Origin of the sequence: Croceicoccus hydrothermalis (genome assembly GCF_022378335.1) — a bacterium.
GTDB lineage: Bacteria > Pseudomonadota > Alphaproteobacteria > Sphingomonadales > Sphingomonadaceae > Croceicoccus > Croceicoccus hydrothermalis.
Map to the genome: position 1 here is coordinate 1 of NZ_JAIQCI010000086.1, position 1,372 is coordinate 1,372.

The window sequence follows — 1,372 nt, forward strand, 5'->3', positions numbered from 1 at the left end:
TGACGTGATGTCGTGGACGGCCTCTGCATCAGCGTAGCTGTGCCATGATGTGGCCGTTGTAGGTCCACGTCTAGGAGTCGTTTCATGGAAAGAGAGATTGTCACCGCCGGGTTGGATTTGGCGAAGAACGTGTTTCAGGTGCACGCAATTGGGAGCGATGGCGAGATTCTCGTCCGACGGAAGTTGCGGCGCGCTGAAGTAATTCGCTTCTTCTCGGATCTGCCGCCCTGCCTGGTCGGCATGGAAGCCTGTGCATCGGCGCATCACTGGGCACGCGAGCTGATGGCACTGGGTCATGAGGTGCGCTTGATGCCCCCTGCATACGTCAAGCCGTATGTGAAGCGCGGGAAGACCGATGCCGCCGATGCCGAGGCGATCTGCGAAGCGGTGACGCGCCCAACGATGCGCTTTGTTGCTGTGAAGACGGTCGAGCAGCAGGCGGTTCTGATGCTGCATAAAACCCGCGACCTTCTTGTCCGGCAACGGACGATGCTGATCAACGCCTTGCGTGGCCACCTTGCCGAGTATGGGATAGTCACCAGCTTGGGTGCTGGAGGCGTCAGCGCTGCGCTAAAAGCACTTCACGAAGAACAAGACCAACTGCCGGTTCATGCCCGATCAGCGCTTCATGGCATCGCTGCACAGTTCAGAGCGCTATCCAGCGAGATCGACCGGTTGGAGGCTCAAATACTGGCTTGGCATCGCAACGATGAGACGAGCCGGCGCCTCGCCACGATCCCTGGCATCGGCCCGATCACCGCATCGGCCATTGCCGCTGCCGTTCCAGATGCGTCGCTGTTCCGATCAGGGCGCCAGTTCGCGGCTTGGCTAGGACTAACGCCGCGACCGCACAGTTCCGGCGGCAAGGAGCGGCTTGGCGGGATTACGAAACAGGGCGACGGGTACCTCCGGCGATTGCTCGTTGTCGGCGCGACCGCAGTGATGCGCATGGCGCGCAAGGATGCCTCTCGCCAACCCTGGATGGCAAAGCTTCTCGAGCGCAAGCCGACGAAGATCGCGACCGTGGCGCTTGCAAACAAGACAGCGCGTATCGCCTGGGCGGTAATGACACGGAAGGAGGTCTACGCAGCCCCTGCCGCGTAACAACTATCCTCGCCGGTCGCGCAATCGCTACCGGCAGGAGGGCGAAAGGGCAGCTCAGCAATGATGACGAACCGGTCAGACCGGGGGTTGGTGAAACCCAGGGGGTCACAGCGCTTCGAGCGCGATGACGTGATTAGGGAGCCGACCTGCGGACTTCATCAGGGCCAGCAGCCATGCGGTGCTGCGCAAACAGGCCGAACACATGGATGCACCCGACCGAAATCATCAGTGCAGAAAACCCTTGCGCAGCAGAGGCCGTCCACACATG

General features: G+C 61.3%; 1 protein-coding gene. It reads left to right on the forward strand.

Annotated elements, in window-relative coordinates; all coding sequences use genetic code 11:
• Positions 1 to 84: 84 nt before the first annotated feature.
• The gene (locus tag K4G67_RS17430) at positions 85 to 1,104 is read left to right on the forward strand and encodes an IS110 family RNA-guided transposase (RefSeq protein WP_239807507.1); all 1,020 of its coding nucleotides are present in this window, start codon (positions 85 to 87) and stop codon (positions 1,102 to 1,104) included.
• Positions 1,105 to 1,372 lie beyond the last annotated feature (268 nt).